General features: G+C 63.4%; 19 protein-coding genes and 2 pseudogenes. 7 read left to right on the top strand and 14 right to left on the bottom strand.

The window, feature by feature from the left end; all coding sequences use genetic code 11:
• Nucleotides 1-94: 94 nt before the first annotated feature.
• The gene (locus HZZ16_RS00535) at nucleotides 95-2590 is read left to right on the top strand and encodes a GAF domain-containing sensor histidine kinase (RefSeq protein WP_197946455.1); all 2496 of its coding nucleotides are present in this window, start codon (nucleotides 95-97) and stop codon (nucleotides 2588-2590) included.
• A gap of 3 nt (nucleotides 2591-2593) precedes the next feature.
• Here HZZ16_RS00535 and HZZ16_RS00530 read toward each other — a convergent pair whose 3' ends face one another.
• The 5 genes from HZZ16_RS00530 to HZZ16_RS00515 form a co-directional block, all read right to left on the bottom strand.
• Nucleotides 2594-4177, bottom strand: a complete 1584-nt coding sequence (locus HZZ16_RS00530) for an MDR family MFS transporter (RefSeq protein WP_197946453.1) — start codon at nucleotides 4175-4177, stop codon at nucleotides 2594-2596.
• Between the two features lie 197 nt (nucleotides 4178-4374).
• Nucleotides 4375-5091: a ComEC/Rec2 family competence protein gene (locus tag HZZ16_RS00525; protein WP_197946451.1), complete on the bottom strand. Its 717-nt coding sequence runs from the start codon at nucleotides 5089-5091 to the stop codon at nucleotides 4375-4377.
• 26 nt (nucleotides 5092-5117) lie between these two features.
• Nucleotides 5118-5468 (bottom strand): hypothetical protein, encoded by a 351-nt coding sequence (locus HZZ16_RS37050; protein WP_246509904.1) that lies wholly within the window; start codon nucleotides 5466-5468, stop codon nucleotides 5118-5120.
• A complete protein-coding gene (locus tag HZZ16_RS00520) occupies nucleotides 5443-6150 on the bottom strand; it encodes a patatin-like phospholipase family protein (RefSeq protein WP_246509903.1) in 708 nt (235 codons plus the stop codon). The genes HZZ16_RS37050 and HZZ16_RS00520 overlap by 26 nt, the downstream gene beginning before the upstream one ends.
• A 138-nt stretch (nucleotides 6151-6288) precedes the next feature.
• Nucleotides 6289-6798 (bottom strand): YcgN family cysteine cluster protein, encoded by a 510-nt coding sequence (locus HZZ16_RS00515; RefSeq protein WP_197946449.1) that lies wholly within the window; start codon nucleotides 6796-6798, stop codon nucleotides 6289-6291.
• Between the two features lie 292 nt (nucleotides 6799-7090).
• On the opposite strand from HZZ16_RS00515, the gene HZZ16_RS00510 reads away from it, so the two are divergent.
• The 3 genes from HZZ16_RS00510 to HZZ16_RS00500 are packed head-to-tail and all read left to right on the top strand — an operon-like array spanning nucleotide 7091 to nucleotide 10549.
• Nucleotides 7091-9379 carry a transglycosylase domain-containing protein gene (locus tag HZZ16_RS00510; RefSeq protein ID WP_197946447.1) on the top strand — a complete coding sequence of 763 codons (2289 nt, stop codon included), beginning with the start codon at nucleotides 7091-7093 and terminating at the stop codon, nucleotides 9377-9379.
• A 10-nt stretch (nucleotides 9380-9389) separates the two neighbouring features.
• Nucleotides 9390-9968, top strand: a complete 579-nt coding sequence (locus tag HZZ16_RS00505; protein ID WP_197946445.1) for a DUF1214 domain-containing protein — start codon at nucleotides 9390-9392, stop codon at nucleotides 9966-9968.
• Complete coding sequence (locus tag HZZ16_RS00500) at nucleotides 9965-10549, top strand: DUF1254 domain-containing protein (protein ID WP_197946443.1); 585 nt, start codon at nucleotides 9965-9967, stop codon at nucleotides 10547-10549. The genes HZZ16_RS00505 and HZZ16_RS00500 overlap by 4 nt, the downstream gene beginning before the upstream one ends.
• Nucleotides 10550-11335: 786 nt before the next feature.
• Here HZZ16_RS00500 and HZZ16_RS00495 read toward each other — a convergent pair.
• The 3 genes from HZZ16_RS00495 to HZZ16_RS00485 all read right to left on the bottom strand — a co-directional run bounded on the left by HZZ16_RS00495 (nucleotide 11336) and on the right by HZZ16_RS00485 (nucleotide 12703).
• Nucleotides 11336-11722 carry a hypothetical protein gene (locus tag HZZ16_RS00495; RefSeq protein ID WP_197946441.1) on the bottom strand — a complete coding sequence of 129 codons (387 nt, stop codon included), beginning with the start codon at nucleotides 11720-11722 and terminating at the stop codon, nucleotides 11336-11338.
• Nucleotides 11723-11932: 210 nt separating this feature from the next.
• Nucleotides 11933-12139, bottom strand: coding sequence for a hypothetical protein (locus tag HZZ16_RS00490; RefSeq protein ID WP_197946440.1), 207 nt, complete (start codon nucleotides 12137-12139; stop codon nucleotides 11933-11935).
• A gap of 102 nt (nucleotides 12140-12241) precedes the next feature.
• A complete protein-coding gene (locus tag HZZ16_RS00485) occupies nucleotides 12242-12703 on the bottom strand; it encodes a hypothetical protein (protein ID WP_197946439.1) in 462 nt (153 codons plus the stop codon).
• A 744-nt stretch (nucleotides 12704-13447) separates the two neighbouring features.
• Here HZZ16_RS00485 and HZZ16_RS00480 point away from each other — a divergent pair.
• Complete coding sequence (locus tag HZZ16_RS00480) at nucleotides 13448-14230, top strand: sulfite exporter TauE/SafE family protein (RefSeq protein WP_197946438.1); 783 nt, start codon at nucleotides 13448-13450, stop codon at nucleotides 14228-14230.
• A gap of 66 nt (nucleotides 14231-14296) precedes the next feature.
• Here the strand turns inward: HZZ16_RS00480 and HZZ16_RS00475 are convergent.
• The 3 genes and pseudogenes from HZZ16_RS00475 to HZZ16_RS00465 all read right to left on the bottom strand — a co-directional run.
• Nucleotides 14297-14772 (bottom strand): annotated as a pseudogene (locus HZZ16_RS00475) (amino acid ABC transporter ATP-binding protein); the annotation flags it as partial.
• Between the two features lie 19 nt (nucleotides 14773-14791).
• Entirely contained in the window at nucleotides 14792-15385 is a 594-nt protein-coding gene (locus HZZ16_RS00470; RefSeq protein WP_246509902.1) for a 3-keto-alpha-glucoside-1,2-lyase-like domain-containing protein, read from the bottom strand.
• A 156-nt stretch (nucleotides 15386-15541) separates the two neighbouring features.
• Nucleotides 15542-16426, bottom strand: coding sequence for a DUF1259 domain-containing protein (locus HZZ16_RS00465; RefSeq protein WP_197946437.1), 885 nt, complete (start codon nucleotides 16424-16426; stop codon nucleotides 15542-15544).
• 463 nt (nucleotides 16427-16889) lie between these two features.
• Here HZZ16_RS00465 and HZZ16_RS00460 point away from each other — a divergent pair.
• Together HZZ16_RS00460 and HZZ16_RS00455 are read left to right on the top strand one after the other, a co-directional pair.
• A pseudogene (locus tag HZZ16_RS00460) lies at nucleotides 16890-17955 on the top strand (Cj0069 family protein).
• A gap of 210 nt (nucleotides 17956-18165) precedes the next feature.
• A complete protein-coding gene (locus HZZ16_RS00455) occupies nucleotides 18166-18573 on the top strand; it encodes a GFA family protein (protein WP_197946436.1) in 408 nt (135 codons plus the stop codon).
• A gap of 88 nt (nucleotides 18574-18661) precedes the next feature.
• Here the strand turns inward: HZZ16_RS00455 and HZZ16_RS00450 are convergent, their stop codons facing one another.
• The 3 genes from HZZ16_RS00450 to HZZ16_RS00440 are packed head-to-tail and all read right to left on the bottom strand — an operon-like array spanning nucleotide 18662 to nucleotide 20194.
• Nucleotides 18662-19141, bottom strand: coding sequence for a DUF411 domain-containing protein (locus HZZ16_RS00450; RefSeq protein ID WP_197946435.1), 480 nt, complete (start codon nucleotides 19139-19141; stop codon nucleotides 18662-18664).
• 55 nt (nucleotides 19142-19196) lie between these two features.
• Entirely contained in the window at nucleotides 19197-19808 is a 612-nt protein-coding gene (locus HZZ16_RS00445) for a class I SAM-dependent methyltransferase (RefSeq protein WP_197946433.1), read from the bottom strand.
• An 11-nt stretch (nucleotides 19809-19819) separates the two neighbouring features.
• Nucleotides 19820-20194 carry a hypothetical protein gene (locus HZZ16_RS00440; protein ID WP_197946431.1) on the bottom strand — a complete coding sequence of 125 codons (375 nt, stop codon included), beginning with the start codon at nucleotides 20192-20194 and terminating at the stop codon, nucleotides 19820-19822.

The following is a 20194-nucleotide window of genomic DNA, read 5'->3' as shown; positions in this document are numbered from 1 at the left end:
GCGGGGGCATGGCGGCAAGCGCTGGCTCCGGCCGCAGAAGTTGTGATAATCCGGCCCGGTGCCGCGCACGCCGCGGCATCAAGCTGGATGAGGAATGACCACCGCTTTGCACGAAATCGAGGAACTCGAGCGCCGATTGCAGTCGGCTGCGGCCGAGAATGCGCAGCTGCGCGCCGAGCTTGCGACTGCGCGGGATCGCCAGAGCGCGAGCGCCGAGATCCTGCGGACCATCGCGACCTCGCCGTCCGATGCGCGGCCGGTCTTTGCGGCAGTCGCCTCCAGCGCGAAGCGCCTGCTCGGCGGCTTCTCCGCCACCGTGCTTCAGTTCATCGGCGACGAGCTCCACCTCGTGGCGTTCACGCCGACCAGCCCGGAGGCGGACGCGGGGCTGAAAGCGTCGTTCCCGCGCAAGATCGCGGACTTCCCGACTTTCGCCCTCGTGCGGGACGGCCAGACGATCCAGTTTCCCGACAGCGAGGCCGCCGAGGTCCCGGAGCCAAACCGGGAACTGGCGCGGCTGCGCGGCTTCCGCAGCGTGTTGTTCATGCCGTTGATGAACCGGGACGCGCCGGTCGGCATGATCAGCGTCACGCGCGCCGAGCCAGGATCATTCGCGGCCGACCTCGTCCAGCTGCTGCAGACCTTCGCCGACCAGGCCGTGATCGCGATCGAGAACACGCGCCTGTTCAACGAGACGAAGGAGGCGCTGGAACGCCAGACCGCGACTGCCGATATCCTCAAGGTGATGGCCGCCTCCCCGTCCGACGTGCAGCCGGTGTTCGAGGCCATCGCCACCAACGCCAACCGGCTGATCGGCGGTTTCTCCACCGCAGTGCTGCGTTATATCGACGGCGCCGCGCACCTTGCGGCATTCACCCCGACCGATCCGGCCGGCGATCGCGTGCTCCAGGCCTCGTTCCCGGTGCCGTTCGCGCAGTTTCCGCCCTACCAGCTCGTGGCCAATGGTGCCGCGGCACAATTGCCCGACACCGAGCTCGAGCCTGCCGCGCGCGACATCGCGCGCGCCCGTGGCTATCGCAGCATGCTGTTTGCGCCCTTGATGAGCGAAGGCGAGGCCATCGGCATCATCATCGCGACGCGCCGCGCGACCGGCAACTTCGCCGAGCATCATGTGCGCCTGCTGCAGACCTTCGCCGACCAGGCCGTGATCGCGATCAAGAATGTCAGCCTGTTCAATGCGACCAGGGAAGCACTGGAACGTCAGACTGCGACTGCCGATATTCTCAAGGTGATCGCGGCCTCACCGTCCGATGTCACGCCGGTGTTCCAGGCCATTTCCGACAGCGCCAAGGCGCTGATCGGAGCGCATTCCTCCACTGTCACCCGCGTCGTCGACGGCATGCTGCATCTGGCCGCCTTCACGACCGACAACGAGGCCGGCAATGCGGATCTGCTGAGCTCGTTTCCGACGCCGCTGTCCTCGTCGGGCATTCACAGCCGGGTGGCGAGGAGCGGCGAGTATGCCTACCGCAGCGACATGCAGAACGAGCCTGATCTTACCGAAGCCATGAAGGAGCTGGCGCGAACGCGAGGTTACCGCAGCATCTTGGTGGTGCCGATGCTGCGCGACGGGCTTGCGATCGGCACCATCGCCGTCACGCGGCGGGAGCCCGGTCATTTCCCGGACAAGGCCATCAACCTGCTCAAGACCTTTGCCGACCAGGCCGTGATCGCGGTCGAGAACACGCGCCTGTTCAACGAGGTTCAGGACCGTACCAGCGAGCTCGCCAGATCGCTCGATGATCTCCGCGCCGCGCAGGACCGCCTGATCCAGACCGAGAAGCTGGCGTCACTGGGCCAGCTCACGGCCGGCATCGCGCACGAGATCAAGAACCCGCTCAACTTCGTCAACAATTTCGCCTCGCTGTCTGCCGAGCTGACCGAGGAGCTGAATGAGGTGCTCGCGCCGGTCCCCCTCGCCGAGAGCGTCCGCCGCGAGGTCGACGAGCTGACGGGACTTCTGCAGGACAACCTCGGCAAGATCGTGCAGCACGGCCGCCGCGCCGATTCGATCGTCAAGAACATGCTGCTGCATTCGCGCGAAGGCGGCGGCGAGCATCGCTTAAGCGACATCAACGCGCTGGTCGAGGAGAGCCTCACCCTCGCCTATCACGGCGCACGCGCCGAGAAGCCGGGATTCCAGGTGACGCTGAAGCGCGCACTCGATCCCGCGGCCGGACATGCCGAAGTGTTTCCGCAGGAAATCACCCGCGTGCTCCTGAACCTGATCTCGAACGGCTTTCACGCGGTCACCCGGCGCAAGGTCGATGGCGCGGCCGGCTACGAGCCGACGCTGATCGCCGCGACACGCGATCGCGGCGACGACGTCGAGATCACGATCCGCGACAACGGCACCGGCATTGCCGACGATGTGAAGGAGAAGATGTTCAATCCGTTCTTCACCACCAAGCCGGCCGGCGAAGGCACCGGTCTCGGGCTGTCGATGACCCACGACATCGTCGTGAAGCAGCACGGCGGCACAATCGACGTTGCAACGGAGCTTGGTGCCTTCACGGAGTTCACGATCCGGCTGCCGCGGAAGAGCAGCTTCCCGGACGCAGGCCGCTGAGCCTTACTCGGCCATTTCCACGGGCTGCTTGGCCGAGGGTCCGGCCAGCGGCCGCTCCTCCATCGCGATCAGGCACAGCGCAGCGACCGTCATCAGCGCGGTGGCGGCGCCGAACACGTAGCGGAAGGCGTGCCGCATGTCGTCGGCAGGTATCGCGACGGCGCCCGCGGCGTGATGCTCGCCGGCGAGCGGGATGTCGGTGCCGAGCGCGATGAGCAGGATCGCGGCGAAGGCCGCCACCGTGAACGAGGACATCAGCGAGCGGAAGAAGTTCATCGCGCCGGTGATGGTGCCGACTTGCGGACGCGCGACCGAGTTCTGCAGCGAGACCACGCAGACCGGGAAAGTCGTGCCGAGACCCAGTGCGAACGCGGCCATCAGCAGCAGCAGGCCCCAGAGCGGCAAGGTGGTGACCGTGAGGGCGAGACCGCACAGCGCGGCCCATGACGTGCCGACGATGGCGACGCGCTTGTAGTGCTTGGCCCGCGCCATGGTGCGGCCGGCGACGGCCGCGCCAACGGTCGAGACCGCCGCGAGCGGGATCAGCGCAAGCCCCGCCTCGCTGGCGCTGAGATGATAGACCTGCTCGTAATAGAGCGGCAGCTGCACGGTGAGGCCGGTGATCGCCCCGAGGCCGCAACCGCCCGCGGTCAGCGCGAAAGGCGCCACCGATCCCGTCAGCAACGGCAGCGGCAGGAACGGCTCGTCGGCAAGCCGGGCGTGCCACACGAACGTCACCGCGAGCGCGACGGCACCGCCGACCATCGCCAGCACGGTCGGCGACAGCCAGGCATAGCGCGTACCGCCCCAGGTCAGCACCAGCATGAAGACCACGGCGGCGGCCATCAGCAAGACGCCGCCGAGCCAGTCGACCTTGCGCTTTCGGTGGAACACCGGGATCTTGCTCATCTTGGGCAGCAGCAATGCGAGCGCCGCGGCCGCAAGCGGCAGGTTGATCCAGAAGATCATCGACCAGTGCAGATGCTGGGCGAACACGCCGCCGATGACCGGGCCGAGGATGCCGCCGATCATCCAGACGCTGGAGAAATAGGCCTGGTACTGCCCGCGCTCGCGCGGGCTCACCACGTCGGAGATCACCGTCTGCACCACCGGCATGATGCCGCCGCCGCCGAGGCCCTGAAGCCCGCGCGCCAGGATCAGCATCGGCATGTTCGGCGCGATCGCGCACAGCACCGAACCCGCGACGAACAGGCTGAGCGAAATGATGATCATGACGCGGCGGCCGTAGATGTCGCTGAGCGTGCCGAACACCGGCGCGACTGCCGTCGAGGCGAGCAGATAGGCGGTGATCACCCAGGACAGATTGGAGACGTCCTGGAACTGGCGTCCGATGGTCGGCAGCGCCGTCGCCACGATGGTCTGGTCGAGCGCGGCCAGGAACATCGTCAGCATCAGGCTGATGACGATGGTGCGGACCTCGTCGGAGCTCAGCGGCACCGGCGGGGCGATCGACGGCGCGTCGTCGACGCTGATGACCTCGCTCGGCAGGCGGGACAGCTCTTCGGCAATATCGTCGGGCAAGGCCTGGATGTCGGCAGAATTGCTCTGCCGGTCGAACTTGTTCATCTCGATCGGGCGTCGTGATGCGGCGCAACACCGCGAAGGATTCGTTCTATGCAGCCCAATGTAGAGGGGAAATTTCTTCCTGGGCAGGCACCGCGGCGCATGGGTGCATCCCGCCGACGCATCCTCGCGGTTCCGTGATCGACAGGCGGAGCGGCGCCGTATTGAGGTACTGCTTGGAGCCTGAGCGCCCAATCCCACTAAAGCTCGATGGAGTCGAGCAAGTTGATCAGATGCGGTTTGCCGGGATCAACGATGACCACTTTCTTGCCGAACTTGGGATTGCTCTCGAACAGGGCGCCGAGGCTGTGCTTTTCCGGCGACCAATTTTCTCTGACCGGCTTCTTGGTCGCCTGGTTCTTCTTCTTGCGAGCCTTCTCCTTGGCCTGCTCCTTTTCCCAGTCGGCTTGGCGCTCGATATCAATCTCGTCGATCGGGTAGGTCAGGTGGATCGTGTATTCGGCGGCGTCGCCCCGTGCTTCCAGCAGCATTTCCAGCGTCTCACGTTCCGGATTGCCGTGTTCGCCATCACCCGAAAAGACGTAGTGGTCGGCAGGCAGGCGCTCGAAAAAGACCTTTTCCAGATTGTTGGAGCTGCCGTGATGCGGCACCTTGAGCAGATTGACGTGGCGCGTCTTTCCCGGTGCCAGCAACCCGGCCAGCTCAAGTCCCTTCAAGACCTTGTCGCCACGGGCGTCACCGGTCAGCAGCATGCTCTTGCCGCCCATTTCAGCCAGAACGACGATGCTGGAGAGATTGGGCACTGACTTGTCGACGAATGCCGCCAGCATTGCTTCCGAGCTTTTCTTCCCCTGCTTCTGCTCCTTCAGCCATTTGTCATGGGCCTCCTGAAGAGCCAGCAATTCCGGCTGCATCGGTCCGGCCACGGTCATCTTGAGACCGCCATCCAACGTCACCGCTTCCGTATCCTCGGTCGCGAGGATCAGCTCGCCGTCATCGTCGCGTCCAACCGTTTCAGACGTGTCGGCACCGCCGCAAGTTGCAATGTACGCTCGAAAGGACACGGCAGGGCATCGGCCAGCGCGTAGTCCGCGATGTCGGTGCGGATGCCCCAATAGGCGCCCTTGCGCGTCCCCGACTTGAAGGACTCGATGACCTGGCGCTTGCGCAGCGATCGCACCTGATTGTCGATCAGATTGAGGATGCGATAGGAATGCCGCGGCCAATCCGTCTCCGGCTCCTCCTCCGCTTCGGTCTTGCCGCCGGCATCGCTGACCAGAACGGTCTGATGCCGCTTCCATGCTGTCTCAAGCCCGAGATTGTGAGACCCCACCGTCGCTGAGAACGACGCGCGTCGTAAATGGCGGCCGTTGAAGATCGAGCCCTGTACCGGGCACGAAATCGCTGTCCTTGAGGCGCAATTCGAAGGGAGAGAGGACCGGGGGAAAAGCGGAGGACGCCGCCACGGCTTGCGCCAGCGGAATTCTGGGATTCTTCACCTCGCCGACGCGGTAGTCGCGCATATAGGGCTTCATGAAGCGCCAGAGAGCGCCTGACTGCACGTTCGTCGCATTGATCACGAAGCGCGGCTCGTCAGGCATGTCCTGCAGAGTCTTGCCGCGAAACAGGTGATCGTCATACGCGTCGGCGATCCGGTCGCCGATGCTGCCTGGCAACAGCGCGCCCAGGATGACCGACTCGGCATCGATCGTGATGCCGGCGAAGGTGCGCAACGGCGTGACGAATTTCGGAATGAAATCGCTATCAATGCTGTCGGGTGTGAAGCTGAGGCCGGGCCACGCCAGCGCCAACATGCCGGCAGTGATCGACCCGCCGGAAACGCTCGATATGCGCCTGACGTTCTTCAGCAGCCCCGTTTCATATAGGCGCCACAGGACGCCGACATGAAACACCATCGCGCGATATCCTCCGCCGGAAAGGCAAAGCGCAGTTGTTGGTTCCAGCGGCTTGTTCTCGTCGTCCGTCGGTATCGGGTGAACCGGATCGGTAATCATGGGCCCCCCAAAAAATCCTAGGGTACCTTCAGAAATTCAAAACAACCTAAATATAGCCAGAGCAAAATCTACAACCAGCTTAGCACCTCAACCCCAGAATGTGAAGCGCATCTGCATGCGACCGCTGCGCACAGCTGTTCAAGGTCGTTTCTTCAGACGGGCTCGCTTCGGCAAGGTCGCTGGCCATTGCACGATGTGGTCCTCGAGCTCCTCGTCCGGGACCTCCTCCTCGCTGCCCTCGACCCGGCCGCGCACGGAGACGCCGGCTTCGTGCACGGTGTTGGGGTCACCCGAAACCAGCGGATGCCACCAATAGAGGTCGCGCCCTTCGGCGACGAGCTTGTAGCCGCAGCTCGGCGGCAGCCAGTTCAGGGTGCGGACATTGGCCGGGGTCAGACGGACGCAGTCCGGAACCTTGTCGGAGCGATTCGGATAGTCCTTGCAGGCGCAGCTGGCGCCATCGAGCAGCTTGCAGCCGATATGGGTGAAGTAGATCTGCCCGGTGTCCTCGTCCTCGAGCTTGTTCAGGCAGCAGCGGCCGCAGCCGTCGCAAAGGCTTTCCCACTCGCGCTCCGACATCTGTTCCAACGTCTTGGTTTTCCAGAAGAATCCTTCCTGGCCTTGAGATCGTTTGGGAGCTGCGGTCATGCGTCTCAACAAGAGTTCAAAAGAGCTACGGCAACGTCATCTAGGGCGCCCGGCGGCAATGGTGCAAGCGAGGCCCCTTTGAGGCCCGTAATGAACCGGGGTCAATTAGGCCTGTTGTTCAAAATAGCGAGCGTGACCATTGGTTTATGGGCCCCGCTCGGCTAGAAGGAACAGCAAGTCCCTCGGATGCTGGCCGGGCGCCTTGGGTTTGCCGCAACATTCCCGCAAGACGTCTCGATGCCGTCCCGGCCGGGTGCTTGAACGCTTTCGAAGCAAGCCGCAAGGGTTCTAGGTGCGCCAGATCATACCACCGCATTGGAAGCAGAGGATCCGGAATTTCTTCCTGGATCTCGATGCGCGCATCGACTCCTCGCTGTTCTCCTCGGCCAAGGGCATCCGCGAGCTCTACGAGCGCTACTCGACCTTCATGGACCGCTTCTATGTCGGGCGGTGGAAGCGCTGGGTGTTCATCGAGCCGCTGTCGGAGGCTGCAACCCTCGGGCTCGGCGGCCTCGTCGTGATGCTCGCCCTCGCCATTCCCGCCTTCCGCGAGACCGCGGACGAGGACTGGCTGAAGAAGTCCGATCTCGCGGTGAGCTTCCTCGACCGCTACGGCAACCCGATCGGCAGCCGCGGCATCAAGCACAACGACTCCATTCCGCTGGAAGACTTTCCGGACGTGCTGATCAAGGCGACGCTGGCGACCGAGGACCGCCGCTTCTACGAGCATTTCGGCATCGACATCGCAGGCACCGCGCGCGCGCTCGTCACCAACGCGCAAGCCGGTGGCGTGCGCCAGGGCGGCTCCTCGATCACCCAGCAGCTCGCCAAGAACCTGTTCCTGAGCAACGAGCGCACCATCGAGCGCAAGGTCAACGAGGCCTTCCTCGCGATCTGGCTGGAATGGCGCCTGACCAAGAACGAGATCCTCAAGCTGTATCTGGACCGCGCCTATATGGGCGGCGGCACGTTCGGCGTCGACGGCGCGGCGCATTTCTACTTCAACAAGTCCGCGCGCGACGTGACGCTGGCGGAAGCGGCGATGCTCGCCGGCCTGTTCAAGGCGCCGACCAAGTACGCCCCGCACATCAACCTGCCTGCCGCCCGCGCGCGCGCCAACGTCGTGCTGGACAACCTCGTCGATGCCGGCTTCATGACCGAGGGCCAGGTGTTCGGCGCCCGCCGCAATCCGGCCTTCGCGGTCGACCGCCGCGACGAGGCCTCGCCGAACTATTATCTCGACTACGCCTTCGACGAGATGCGCAAGCTGGTCGACACCTTCCCGAAGTCCTACACCGAGCGCGTCTTCGTGGTCCGCACCGCCATCGACACCAACGTGCAGAAGGCGGCGGAAGACGCGATCGAGAACCAGCTGCGCCAGTTCGGCCGCGACTATCACGCAACGCAGGCGGCGACCGTCGTCGCCGATCTCGACGGCGGCATCCGCGCCATGGTCGGCGGCCGCGACTATGGCGCCAGCCAGTTCAACCGCGCCACCGACGCCTATCGCCAGCCGGGCTCCTCGTTCAAGCCTTACGTCTACGCCACGGCCCTCTTGAACGGCTACACGCCGAACTCGGTCGTGGTCGACGGCCCGGTCTGCATCGGCAATTGGTGCCCGCAGAACTATGGCCATTCCTATTCCGGCTCGGTGACGCTGACGCAGGCGATCACCCGCTCGATCAACGTCGTTCCGGTGAAGCTCTCGATCGAGATCGGCCGGAAGAACGAGCCGAAGGCGCAGAACCCGGCCAAGGTCGGCCGCGCCAAGATCGTCGAGGTCGCGCGCCGCTTCGGCCTCAAGGCCCCGCTGCCCGACACGCCGTCGCTGCCGATCGGCTCGGACGAGGTCACCGTGCTCGAGCACGCGGTCGCCTACGCGACCTTCCCCAACCGCGGCAAGGCGGTGACGCCGCATGCGGTACTGGAGGTGCGCACCGGCGCCGGCGATCTGGTCTGGCGCTGGGACCGCGACGGACCGAAGCCGCGGCAGGCGATCCCCGCTTCCGTCGCCGCCGACATGGCCGGCATGATGAGCCACGTCGTCAGCGAAGGCACCGCACGGCGCGCCGCGCTGGACGGCATTCCGACCGCGGGCAAGACCGGCACGACCAATGCGTATCGCGACGCCTGGTTCGTCGGCTACACCGGCAATTTCACCTGTGCGGTATGGTACGGCAACGACGATTACTCGCCGACCAACCGCATGACCGGCGGCTCGCTGCCGGCGCAGACCTGGCACGACATCATGGTCGTCGCCCATCAGGGCGTCGAGGTTCGGGAGATCCCCGGCATCGGCATGGGCCAGAAGCTGCCGCCGCAGCATGTGAGCAACGCGCAGGCCAACGCGGCGCCGAAGGTGCTGGAGACCAAGCCCGGTCCGCCGCCGGTGCTGACCAAGCGCGGCGCCGACATACTGGTGCGGGTCGAGAAGCTGCTGGATGATGCGGCCAAGGCCGCGAACAAATCGACGGCGAATGACAGCAAGCCGGCCAGGCCATCCTCGTCGACGAGCGCGCTCGCCTTCCCGCAGAATTATGCGGAAGAGAACGCCAACGCCTCCGCCCCGCGCAAGAACTGATCGAAAGCAAGTGCGGCTGATCCTGATCACATTGACGGCGCTTCTTCTCGCGACAGTCGTCGGCGTCGGCGCGACGTGGATGACCACGACGCGCGGCACCGAGATCGGCGCGCTGACCATCGGCGCCTGGACCGCACGGCCGCGCACCGGCACCGCCGACGTCGATCCCTATTCGCGCGCCACCATCGTCCGCAACGGCGAATTGCCGATCGGCACCGGCGACGGGGTCGCCTTCACCGCCACCACCGACGACAGGAAGAAGGCGCTCGACGGCCGCTGCGACGTGATCGTCTCCGGCGTGACGCCGCCGGCGCGGTTCTGGACGCTGACGCTCTACGACCGCAAGGGCCATCTCGTCGCCAATTCGCTCCAGCGCTACGGCTTCACCAGCCAGGAGATCGTGCGCGCGTCCGACGGCTCGTTCGAGATCCGGATCGCCTCGCGCTCGCGCGCCGGCAACTGGCTGCCGACCGGCGGCATCGAGCGCTACGCCTTGATGCTGCGCCTCTACGACACGCCGGTCGGCGTTGCGACGCGCACCCAGCGCGATGCGCCGATGCCGAGCATCACCACGGTGGGCTGCTCATGATCCGGCTCGTCTTCACCGTCCTTGCCGGCGTGGTGCTGGGCCTCGTGGTCCATCTCGTCAGCGTGCTGGCGCTGCCGCGGATTGCCACCCAGGATGCCTATTCGCGGCTGACGCCGATGACCAAGGTGAACGCCGTCACCCAGCTTCCCCTCGCCGATCCCAGCAATTCGCCGATGCCGTTCATGGATCCGGCCTTCGCGCTGGCGATCTGTCGTTATGACCTGTCGGGCGGGCCGATCAAGCTCACCGTGCCGGTGAGCCAGGCCTACACCTCGGTGTCGTTCTACACCCGCAACGAGATCGCCTATTACGCCATCAACGACCGCTCCGCCGGCCGCAAGGTGATCGAGCTCGACCTGATGACGGAAGCGCAGCATAGCGAGCTGCCGGAGGACGAAGAGGTCACCGCGGCCGACCGCCTGATCATCGATTCCCCGACCACGACCGGCCTGATCCTGATGAAGGCGCTCGCCCCCGAGCCCGGCCTGATGCAGCAGGCGCAAAGCTCCCTTCAAGCTGCGACCTGCGCCCCACAGACCGAGCCGCCGGCCAAGGCCGAGGCGCCGCGCAGCCGGCGGTGAGCGCGGCCGTTTCGGCCACGCCAAACACAAGTTGCGAAAACAACCCCATGCACAGTAGCGGGGGCATTGAAATCATTATGCTCTTCGGTCAGCGACGACGAAGCTACCTGGCGACGCGTACGCCCCTTCGACTCGTCGGGCAAAACACCGGCATACTGGCATCATCGAAAGTTCGTCACACCCGCGCGGAGCCGTCCGCCGCGGGTGTTTTCGTTGCGGAGGTCTTACGAGGCGTCGCCCATCTCACGTAATTGACTTTGTTGCCAAGCTTAACTCTAACGCTCCCCTTGACCATTGGCAGTACTGTGTGCTCCCCCGTCCCTGTGCTCGATAACGACGCCGTTGCCGCATTCCCTGCTCGCAACTGCGGACCTCTCATCGTATTGCTGGACAAGTACGCCCATGACCCAAGATCACCAACGGGAAGGGTGAAGTCTTGGAAGAACCAAATCTCATTTATGCCTACTCCCACATCGAGCAAAGCACGCGCGGTTTGCGACCCGGTATATAGCTCCTCAGGTGCACTTAGAATGCTGTTCTTCTGTTCCAAAGATACAAGGGCTTGCCCCAAGTCGGAAGCCTCGTGGCCATTCACGACGCTGGGTTCACCGTCCATACCGTCTTCGCCCAGACCCCAGAACTTCAGCTTCGACCTAACATCTGACCAGGCCATTTGCGTCCCCTCTCGCGACGGATTCTATGAACGTGATTATTTCGAAAGCGACTTCTGCCGCTCTCGTTCAAACTTGGTGATCTCTTGCTGCCACTCGCGGTACTTCTCCGTGCTTATAGGAAAGCCGATAAGATGAACCCGAAGTGGTCTTCGTACATCGCGACAAAATACTCCTGCGCCAGCTGACGCGGAGTGCTGGGGCCTCGAGCATAGCTGCGATATAGATCGTCTCCACCGCCGAACGTAACGTCTATCTGATCTCGCTCTGGCCGCTTGCCACTGATAACATCAAGCACCTGTAACCAAGCTGCCCAGGGCTCGCGGGGGCTATCGTGCGATGGTTGCCCGGATTGGTCCACCCCAACGAGATATGCAGGACGCCCCAGCACCCGCACCTTGGCCAAAATGACCTGATCCGTCGATGACACGACCTTGGACTTCGGAATCTCGCGAGGCTCCTCAACCGAAAAGTAAGTGAGTGGCCCGTCGGCTGCCTTCACGATAGGCATTGTCCAAATCAAGATAGCGCAGATTAGACCCCCGCCGATCGTCTGAACTATTTTCGGGAGCGACGCGATCGCTGAACCAACTGTCGATGGCTTGCTCATGTAAACTCAGCCAGGCTTGATTGTCGCAATAGATTTGCTTCTTTGGCCTTGTAGCTCAAGGTCAGCGGTCTCCTGCAACCACTCTGAAACGAACGAGCTCCACTAAGATCCATCGATGCTTTTCATCAGCCAGATGTCTTCGCCGGCAGTGGCCGCGTCCAGCATGGCCCGGGCGATAGCGGAATGACTGTAAAGATCGTCAAGCGCAGCCGGGATGGCAGCTTTTTCCCTTGGGACCGTAGACCCGCTTTCGGTTGAAGTGGAAAATGCTAAACCGTACGGTGTCACGCCGTTGACGGTCGTCGGCATCATCCAACCCCGTTGGGTTGCCCAAATCGTCAGTGTCCGGGCCAAAGAATTTAATCCTACTCTTGACGTCAGACCAACCCATGCCCCCCACCTTTCGACGATTTATTTCCTGTACTGCGACCGCCAGTACTCTGAGCGTTTATCCAGCCACTCTCGATGCTGCGCGCTGTTGACCGGAAACCCGACGAGCCGGCGCTTTCCGTCTGTCGGGTCGGAATACATGACGACGACGTAGTCGCGTGCGAGTTGATCCGGGGTGAGCGGATAGATCATCTCACGACCCCAATCACCAAAGTAGACTTCGTATATCTTGCCGACCGAAGCATTTCCGCTTCGCACTTCAAGCACCCGCATGCGGACAAAACGCTTGTCGCGAGAACGATGGGCGCCAGCCTCGTCTCGATTTCCTAGCCACACTGGAGAATCGAGCGCCCGCACCCTGGCAACCGCAACGTCCGTTCCGCCACTCGGGACAGTTGCCGGGTCGAAATCAGCCGGAAGTTCATCCAGAAAGTACGCGAGAGGAGGCTGATAGTTCACAGCGATCGAACCTTCGTTGTGCAAGATGTTAGCCCCTAAGGCTCCGCTGCCGCAGGACGGCCCGAAGCACGCCGCCGCCAACTCGTGACAGGTTGTCCGATCGCAAGACTTCGCTTCGGCTGCAGTAGCAAGAAAGTGAAGAGTAACCAGTACGCATACCCACGCCTGCCATCCGTAGCGGATGGTAAGCCTCAGAAGTGTTGGGCAGCTAGCTGCCATCGAATATCCGCCGGGTGAGAGGTAGGCCGAATGCCGCTCAGAATGACGCTTTCCTACCGAAGATAAAACAGAACAGATAGCTGTATATCAAGTACAGATTGTGTCTATAAACTTTTATCGTGTTGCACGAACCGCAACGCGAGCTGAATGATAAAGACAGGAGCTACAAATCCTCGCGGACAAGCGGATAAGGCAAACCGCGCTAACGGTATGAACGGGCCAAGCCTACGCCTTACGCAGGAGGGTTATTCTTCCGGGCCACCTCATTCGTCTCAAATCCATCTCTTGGTCGAGTTACGTGAGCGACAACGAAACGCGCGCGCGACCACTCGCCACGCAAACGCGTTCGAAAAACAAGCTATGCAACCCGCACGGAGCCGTCCGTCGCGGGTGTTGTCATTTGGTCAATACGTGTTTGCAACATGCAAAATTCCGGACTACGCTTCAGCTCAGCCCCACGCCCTGCCGTAAGCAGGTGTGAAGCTCCCCGCCACGACGGATTACGGGCAAGTTTGATTTTGCGCATTCGCGCATCTTTCCGTCGTGTCCATGCGAAACAATCCTGCAGCGTTCGGCTCGGGCGCAATCATCGGCACTCTGGGCGGGTTGATCGGTCTCGGTGGCGCGGAATTTCGGCTCCCCCTGCTCATCAGCCTGTTCGGATTTCGCGGCCTCGAGGCCGTGGTTCTCAACAAGGCGACGAGCCTGATCGTGGTGGCGAGCGCACTGCCGTTTCGCGCACGCGCCGTTCCGTTCGCGGAGATACATGCCCATTGGCCGATCATCCTGAACCTGCTGGCGGGCAGCCTCGTCGGCGCCTATGCCGGGGCATCCTGGGCGACGCGTCTAAAGTCCGGGACGCTCTACAAGATCATTGCCGCCCTGCTGCTCCTGATCGCCGGCATGCTTCTGTTCGCACACGGTAACGAGGCGGCAACCACACCGGCGCTGATAGGCGCAAGCCTGATCATCGCGGGCATAGCAGCGGGCTTTGCGATCGGGATCGTGGCATCGTTACTCGGCGTTGCCGGAGGGGAGTTCCTGATCCCCACCTTGATCCTGTTGTTCGGCGCGGACGTGAAGCTGGCTGGCAGCCTCTCGCTCGCGGTGAGCCTGCCGACCATGCTGATGGGATTTGCGCGCTATAGTCGCGATCAGAGCTTTTCCGTGCTCCGCGCGAATTGGCAGTTCATGCTTGCGATGGCCATCGGATCCATCACCGGCACTTTCATAGGCGGTCTGCTTCTCGGCGTCGTCCCAAATTCGATTCTTCTGCCGGGATTGGCTGTGATCCTGGTCATTTCGGCAGTGAGAATCTGGCGGCATGAGTAGGCTGGTCCGAATCAATGCCGCAACCGGCGACGCACCCTCGATCGGTTCGCAGATCGAGACGGATCGCTAGTGGATGATCTGCCCGAGGAAATCCCTCGCCCGCTCCGTCCTCGGCGCGCGGAAGAAGGTTTCGGGGTCAGCTTCCTCGACGATGCAGCCGCGATCCATGAACACCACCCGGTCCGCGATCTCGCGGGCAAAGCCCATCTCGTGCGTGACGCAGACCATGGTCATGCCGTCTTCCGCGAGCTCCACCATGGTGTCGAGCACTTCCTTGACCATCTCCGGATCGAGCGCCGAGGTCGGCTCGTCAAACAGCATGATCTTCGGCTGCATGCACAGCGCACGCGCGATGGCGACGCGCTGCTGTTGGCCGCCGGAGAGCTGCCCCGGATATTTGCTCGCCTGATCGTGGATGCGCACCTGCGCAACAGGCCGATCGCACGCTCGTGCGCCTTGGCGCGGGAAAGGCCCCGCACCTTCATCGGCGCCAGCATGCAATTCTCGACGATCGAGAGGTGTGGAAACAGGTTGAAGCTCTCCGACAGAGGTGGACAACTTCTATTTGGTCTCACCATATGTCAGATCATCGAACAAGGTCACACTATCTGCCTTGGTCCACAGACCGATCATGCCGGGATCCGTGATTGTGGCGTCCTCCACCTCGAATAATAGCTTTCCGTCAAACGTCACCTTGAACCGATTTCCCGCGAAGTCGCAACGCAGCGCGTGCCATTGCCCGGACGGCACCGGCGTCTTGACGCCGTAGCCGCCCTTGCGACCGACAATCTCCAGCGAGTTTCGTATGCCCTTGATCGTCTTGTAGAGCACCACGTTGTCCTCCAGCGCGTTTGCCCGGACGACGTAATAATTGTCGGCGTCTTTGGCACGCCAGATGATTCCCGCGGCGCGATCCTCGGACCCGGACACCGCCTTGAATTTCACTTCAACGAAGCCGTCTTTGATGCTGGTATCGCTTTTGATGGCGACAGGAAACGTCGCGCGTCCGGATTGCTTGAGAACGTTCGGCTTGCTCGGCGCTGTCGGCTCCGCTTCGACGCTCCATTTCGGTTCACCCTTGCCGGTCATCGTGAGAGTCCACCCTGCCGGGGCCTTTCCAGTAGGCGCGTTGTCAAAAGTCAGGGTCTCGGACATAGCGTTCCCTCCCATTAGCAAAGCCAGCATAAGCCCCAGGACGAGACTGGCCCCTGCCAACGGCCGCGATGGAACAGCCAAAGCGGCGCATATCGTCGGCTGTCCCAACGTCTGACATTCAATCATTGAACGCCTCACGGTATTTTATGCCCTGGCTCAGCTCTTGGTGCTGGCGGTCTTCTCGATCGCCGCACGCAAACCTTCAGCAAGCTTGACTGCATCGTCGTTGGCCCAGAAGTGCATGAAGAAGAGTCGCGGCTGTTCGTTCAGCATATGGCTGTGCAGCGCCGTCACCTCGATGCCATGCGTCCGCAGCGCCACGATGACCGGATTCACCTCGTCGCTGGTCAGGACGAAGTCGCCCGTGACGGCCGCTTTTCCGCCGCCGGTCGGCTGGAAATTGATGGCGGTCGCGACGCCCATCGCGCCGACCGGCGTCAGCAGCATGCCATCGTCGGAGACAGGATCTCGCCGTTTGACGTTGAACTGGTAGACGCCGCCATTGGCCTGACCCTTGACGCCAATGATCTGATCCAGCTTCGCCGTGTCGAGATCGATAGAGGGCGAGTTCCCTGCCGCGGCGACCGTCAGGGGCGTCTTGCTTTCGGCGAGGGCATCGTGGATGGCCGACGCCAGCTTGACGGGGTCGCCGTGTCCGGCGACGTGCATGTAGAAGGTCGCCGGGCTTGCGCGCAGCAGATGATTGTGCACGGCGGTGATCTCGAGACCGCTCGCAATCATTTTCGCCATCACAGGGTTGACCTCGCCCTCAAGCAGCACGAGGTCACCCATGACCATGGTTCCGCCATGCGCAGGCTTGAACGCGAGCCAGCCGCCAAGCGCCAGCGCCGGCTTGATCGTGACCCCGTCCAAAGTCACCGTGAGATCGGTGCGCGGAAAGCCGTAGCGATGGACATCGTCCGCAACCATGGGCTTGCGGCCCAGTGTCTCATCGACCTTTTGCCAGTCGATGCCCTGCGCGTGAGCGCTCGTGATGAAGCAGGCAGCGACGCCGATCAGTGCCGAAACAGTCTTATGCATGGATCAGCTCCCTTGAGCTCTGGGTGTGTCCCCGCCCCAGGTGACGTCGGATAGGTGAGGCCGGCTCCGGCCGCGCCCGGCGGAGGCAGAGGCTTTGCCGCCGAGCGCACGTCATGGCGGTTCGGCGGCCGAATGCCGGCAAGTCGGGAGGATTGTGGAATGGAGCTGCGGTGTGTGATGACATGCTGCGCCCTTGGTGATCAGGACGCGATGCTTGGGCATGTCGCCTCGCGGGGAGATCGCACATCCCCGTCGCGCTGACTAAAAACCTGGAAGACCGAACTGTCAACCGGCGCACGTCCGCGCCACGTCACGAAGAGTTCACCCTTCGAAGGAACCCGCCAGCCACCATCTTGAAACGACGAGGCGGTTTCACTTACATTGTCGGCACGGGGACGATGCAGACTCCCCGTGAGACCCAGGTCCAAGTTCTGCGCAGCACGCAACGACGTGGAGCTTGCGCATGGACACCGAACGTCACCCCTCCTCCCGCCAGACAATAGCCATCCTCTCGCGCGGCGACGCGGCCGCTCGGCGCGAGGCGACGGCGCAGAACAGCCGCTTCGTCCGCGTGTTCGAAGCGCTCGCTGCCGCAGGCATCGACGCCTTCCCGGTGATCTACGACGAGAGCTTTGCGGGCGCGGTCCGCGACCAATTGCTCGGAGCCGACGGCGTGCTGGTCTGGGTCGACCCGATCCACCAGGGCAAGACCCGCGCCGAGCTCGACGACCTGCTGCGCGACGTCGCAGCGCGAGGGCCGTGGGTGAGCGCGCATCCGGAAATCATCCTGAAGATGGGCGTCAAGGAGGTGCTCTACCGGACACGGCGCCGACACGCATCGCTACGATAGCGCAGCAAGCTTCCGCAGCCAATTTCCGGCGCGCCTTCGTGCCAGCGGCCCGCGCGTGCTGAAGCAGAACCGCGGCAATGGCGGCCAGGGCGTCTGGAAGGTGGAGGCCCTGCCCGACACCCAAGGCATGGTTCGCGTGCTGCATGCGCAGCGCGGCAGCTTGCCGGAGGACATGCCTATCGATGCCCTGCTCGCGCGCTGCGAGCCCTATTTCGGCTGGGGCGGCTGCATCATCGACCAGGCGTTTCAGCCGCGCCTGTCCGACGGCATGATCCGCTGCTACATGAGCGGCGCCAAAGTCGCAGGCTTCGGCCACCAGAAGATCAAGGCCCTGATCCCGCCGCCGCCGGAAGGACCGGAAGCGCCTGAGGCGCAGCCCGGGCCGCGGATCATGCACGGGCCTGATGCTGCGCAATTCCAGGCGCTGCGAGGAGCGATGGAGGACGAATGGACGCCGCAGATGATGGCAACGCTCGGCATCGATGAGCCGTCGTTGCCGGTGATCTGGGACGCGGACTTCCTGTACGGGCCGAAAGACGCGGCCGGCGCAGACACCTACGTGCTGTGCGAGATCAACGCGAGCTCGTGCTTTGCGATCCCCGAGGAGGCGCCGGCTGCGATCGCGCAGACGGTGAAGCAACGCCTGCTGGTACCTGAGCGCACACGGGCGCGAGGATAGCCTGTCGGCAGAGCCGCAGCTGCGCGCGCCCGCGGCTCCGCCCGGCTTGCGGCCGGCCGCTCGGCTTGCCTTCATCGCGGTTCCCGACAAATCACGCAATGGCAGCAGCTGTCAGGCGACAGTAGGACGCAATCTCGAATTGGTTGCGTTGTTGAAGCCACGGGGCTCGAGAGCTATCGATCTGAAAAGTTACTTCGATCGGAGGAACGCATGAGCACCATCACGGGCGGCTGTCACTGCGGCGCAATCCGCTATGAGGTCGAGGGCAAGGCAATCGTGCACGCGCTTTGCCACTGCCGCGATTGCCGGCTTCACGCCGGCGCTCCGGTCGTCGGCTGGACGATGTATCCGGACGGCGCCGTCAAGGTGACCAAGGGCGAGCCGAAGGTTTACCGCTCCTCGGAACACGGGCGGCGGCACTTTTGCGGCGCGTGCGGAACCGGACTGTTCTACGTCAATGCCAACATGATGCCGGGGATCATCGACATCCAGAGCGCGACCTACGACGATCCCGATGTCGTGCCTGCCACGATGCAGATCCAGGTCGCCGAGCGCCTGCGCTGGATGGAGCGTGCGCACGAACTGCCGGCGTTCGAGCGCTATCCGCCGCAGCCATAGTGGCGGTTGCGCATCGCGCAGCGCCGTCGCCGCTATCCTCGCGCAGCCCGGCGCATCATTGACGCCGGTATCTCGGAGCGCTCCTTCATCAATCAATCGCCTGCGCGCCGATGAAGCGCATGAACGGCTTTTGGCCGTCGCCGCCGAACAGCACGACCTCGTAACGCTGCGGCTTGCCGCCTTCCATCCCGGGCGATCCCACGGGCATGCCCGGCACGGCGAGCCCCTTCGCGTTTGGACGCTCCGCGAGGAGGCGCCGCACGGCCGCAGCCGGCACGTGCCCCTCGACGACATAACCGGCGACCTCTGCCGTGTGACACGCGACCAGGTTCGCGGGGATGCCGAGACGAGCCCGGATCGGCTCGAGGTCGGGCGTCTCCTCCACCTGGACGGTGAATCCCGCGTCCCGCAGATGCTGCACCCAGCCGGCGCAGCAGCCGCAGCTCGGATCCCGGTGCACCGTGAGCGTGGCTGCGTCGGGCGCCGCCGCGGCGGGCCTTGCAAGAGCTGCCGCGGCCATCAGCCCGACAAGTGACCGGCGCGTCATCAGATATGCGCGTTGCTTCATCTTCGGCTTCCTTTCGTTTCAACGTTGCATCTCAAGTCGGAGCGCGCCACAGGCATCAACGAGGACTCGCTTGGCCCTCGTACATGAAGGTCATCGGCTTCAGACCATTCATATATCCGGTACGCATCTCGTCGATGTGAAAGCCGTTCCGGGTCAAGACGTCGGCAATGTCCCTGTTGAGATGACAGCCGCCCGAAATGCGCATCCACGCCGGGGTCAGGCGATCTTGCCACCAGCGCACGTGCGGTTCTGGCGCGCGGCCATGTTCGACGAAGACCAGCTTCCCTGACAGCCTCAGCACACGTCGCGCCTCTGTCATCGCGAGATCGACGTCCGGAATGCTGCACATGGTCCAGGTCGTCACGACCGTGTCGATGCTGCGGTCATCGATCGGAATTGCCTCGGCCGAAGCTTCAACAAAGTCAACCGGAGTGTCCGGATGGGGAGCGCTCCGCGCCATCTCGAGAAGCTTCGGACCGGGTTCGAGCCCCACAACCTGCTTCACCGCAGCCCCGTAGAACGGCAGGTTGCGGCCGGACCCGATGCCGATCTCGAGGACACGGCCCCGAGCCGCACGGGTCGCCCGTTGCCGGTAGGGCGCAAGCTCCTTGTTGCGCATCGCTAGGTCGCAAAGCCGTGGAAGAATGACGTCGTTGTAGAAGCCCATGCGCGCATCTCCTAGCATCGCCGCTCAATAGCCTTGCTGATCTCTTCAGGTGACGCAAAAATCACATCCGCACGGTCGCCCATCATGCCGGCAGGTACCAGGGCCGGGGCGCTACCTTGTGGACCATCTTTGCCGGAATCCGTCTTCAAGCGCAGATTGCGCTCCCAGAAGGCGTGCGTCTTGCCGTCCGCAGTCGTAACGCGATAGGTGTCGTGGCAATAGGTGATGCCCTTCACCTGCATAGCCGCCTCCAGACTTTTCAAATTGGGATCGCGTCCACCGCCACCCATCATTCCACCCATTCGATCTTCGACGCCCGACTGCGGCTGAGCGCCCGGCTTGTGTGCCGTGATCAACCCCATCGTCCCGAACATTCCCGACATCAT

Origin of the sequence: Bradyrhizobium glycinis, from assembly GCF_016031655.1 — a bacterium.
GTDB classification, from domain to species: domain Bacteria; phylum Pseudomonadota; class Alphaproteobacteria; order Rhizobiales; family Xanthobacteraceae; genus Bradyrhizobium; species Bradyrhizobium glycinis.
Note: the sequence above shows the minus strand (reverse complement) of the source record. Positions and strands in the feature narration are given on the sequence as shown.